The organism is Tepidiforma sp., assembly GCF_034433535.1.
Classification (GTDB): Bacteria; Chloroflexota; Dehalococcoidia; order Tepidiformales; family Tepidiformaceae; genus Tepidiforma.
Map to the genome: position 1 here is coordinate 1 of NZ_DAOUAO010000160.1, position 2,329 is coordinate 2,329.

The following is a 2,329-nucleotide window of genomic DNA, read 5'->3' on the forward strand; positions in this document are numbered from 1 at the left end:
GCTTCGCCAACGGGGACGGTGACGGGAACGCCATCTGCTGCAGCGACGGGGACGGCAACGGGGACCCCGGGTCCCAGGACGCCAACCGCGACACCGACGGCTGCGCCGAGCCCGACGGCGACGCCGACCCCGGTCCCGACCGCCACGCCGACACGGCCCGTTCCGACACCGACCCCAACGCCGCTTCCGCCGCGGCCGAGCACGCTGAGCGCCTGCAACCTGAACCTCGAGCTGGAAAAATGCGGGCCGTCGCCGGCGCGGGTCATCTGCTTCCCGCCGTTCCCGCAAGACCTGGGCGTGGGGACCAACTCGAACTGGTTCGTGGATGTCAGTAAGACGTACCCGCTGCAGCCGGGCTGGCGCGAGGTCTACGTGGAGTACACGGTGAGCGTGGGTCCGCTGATTGCGGCCGGGCAGACCGGTTGCCAGTAGGGTAACGGCAGCCACGGAGCGGCAACCCCTAAGCAACCCCTACGGGACGACGATCAACCCTTAAGGGACCATCGGGTAACTGCGCACCAGGCTGTTACCGAGGCGTCCTCTGCGTGTCCATGCGGGCGCGGCGTTGCGGGGTCGAACCCCGGAATGAGACCCGGCGGGCAACCGCCAGAGACCAGGGTCTCGGACGGGGACGACGATGGCCGGGTTCGAACTGGTGCGGGAAGCGGAGCTGCGGGGATGGGCGCGGGAGGTGCGGCCCGGGCGGCATTTCCCGCTGTATGTCGCGGCGGTGCTGGCGGGGCTGGGCCTGGGGCTGGGGTTCACGGTGATGGCCGGCGATGCGCGGCCGGTGCGGGAGCACCGACCGGTTGTTGCTGCGCCCGCGGCCGCCGGGGGCGCGGTGTCGGACGGCTGGCAGGTGCGTGCAGGCGTGGTCGAACCGCGGCAGGGGCCCAACGGTGATGCGGGAGCGGCCCTCGAGCTGCCAGTGGAGTTCGGGCTGGCGACGGGGGTCTACGGCCCGTGGGCGCCGACGCCCGAACCTGCGGCGCCAGCGCCGTCCCCGGCCGAGGCTGCGCCGGTCCCGGTGCGCCCGGCGAACCCGCCGGCGGCGCCATCAGCGCCGGCCAGTGCGCCTGCTGCGGAGAAGCCGGCTGCCGCGGCGCCGGCGGCTGCGCCGGCAAAGCCGAACTTCTACGTGCCGGCGGTTTCGAGCGGGCCGGCCACCGCGCTGGAGCTCGAGCTGTTCGAGCGGATCAACGCCGAGCGGGCGACAGCGGGGCTGGCGCCGTATGTGCTCGACGCGGGGCTGACGAAGATCGCGCGGACGCGTTCGCAGCAGCTCATCGACCAGGGCTACTTCGGGCACGTGGACCCGTACGGCTATTCGATGTACGTGGAGCTGCTGGCGTACTTCGGGTACACGCGCTACGCATGGGCGGGCGAGAACCTGGCGATGAACAACTACCCGGCCGAGCAGGCGGCGGCGGTGGCGATGGACGGGCTGATGAACAGCCCGACGCACCGGGCGAATCTGCTGGCGAGCGACTTCAGCCGGATTGGCGTGGGGCTGGTCACCGACGCCCGGGGGTTCCACTACTTCACGATGATTTTCCTGGGCTGATGGGCGGGCGAGCACCCGCCAGTGCAGACCCTCAGGGCAGGCGGTCGTCGCCGGGAGGATCGCTGAAGTCCTCGTTGGAGCTCTCGCGGTTGCGGGCGAGCACGTAGCCGGCACCGCCGCCGACCGCGGCGATGGCGCCGAGCACGAGCACGATGATGCCCCAGACGGGGAAGCCGCCGTTATCGGTGCTGCCGGCGCTCTGCTGGCCGGGCGTGGCGCTGGTGACGCCGCCGCCGCGGACCGGCGAGCCGGCGCCGGGGGAACCGGCCGGGATGGTAGCGACGGTTCCGCCCGGGGTGGACCCGGGGGTTGTCCCGGGGGCGGCCGTGGAGGGCGGGGTGGGAGTGGCTGCGGGGTCGGGGGTGCGGGTTGGGGTGGGGGTGAAGGTGGGGATGGCGGCGGGAGTGGCGCTGCCGAAGGTGATATCGAGCTGGACGGGGCCCGGCTGCCAGCGGGCGGATTGGGGCGCGAAGCGGTCGCCGATTTTGATGCGCACCTCGGCGCCGTTGCGGCCGCAGCCGCGGACCTGGGAGTCGGCCACGACATCGACGGCGTAGACGGTCACGCGGGAGGCGCCTTCGCCGGTGTATTCGGTGGCGCCGGTGCCGCAGCGGGTGTCGCCGATGTAGGCCTCGACGGTGACCCCGGCTTCGACGGGGCCGGCGGAATCGGCGATGGAGCCGTAGACCGTGGAGGGCGGGTCGAACTGGGCGGCTGCGGGCCGGACGGTGGTGGCAAGGAGGGCGCCGGCGATGATGCCGCTGG

General features: G+C 72.7%; 3 protein-coding genes and 1 pseudogene. 2 read left to right on the forward strand and 2 right to left on the reverse strand.

The window, feature by feature from the left end; all coding sequences use genetic code 11:
* The coding region (locus VAE46_RS08640; protein WP_322796528.1) for a hypothetical protein at positions 1-218 on the reverse strand (218 nt) is incomplete at its 3' end.
* Positions 219-297: 79 nt separating this feature from the next.
* On the opposite strand from VAE46_RS08640, the gene VAE46_RS08645 reads away from it, so the two are divergent.
* On the forward strand, positions 298-432 hold the full coding sequence (locus VAE46_RS08645) for a hypothetical protein (RefSeq protein WP_322796529.1): 135 nt from the start codon (positions 298-300) through the stop codon (positions 430-432).
* 205 nt (positions 433-637) lie between these two features.
* Positions 638-1,564, forward strand: a complete 927-nt coding sequence (locus VAE46_RS08650) for a CAP domain-containing protein (RefSeq protein WP_322796530.1) — start codon at positions 638-640, stop codon at positions 1,562-1,564.
* 31 nt (positions 1,565-1,595) lie between these two features.
* Here the strand turns inward: VAE46_RS08650 and VAE46_RS08655 are convergent.
* Positions 1,596-2,329: pseudogene (locus tag VAE46_RS08655) on the reverse strand (hypothetical protein); the annotation flags it as partial.

What these genes read in the sequence shown, in the direction of transcription:
- VAE46_RS08650 (WP_322796530.1), top strand. Translation starts at nt 638, where the DNA reads ATGGCCGGGTTCGAACTGGTGCGGGAAGCGGAGCTGCGGGGATGGGCG.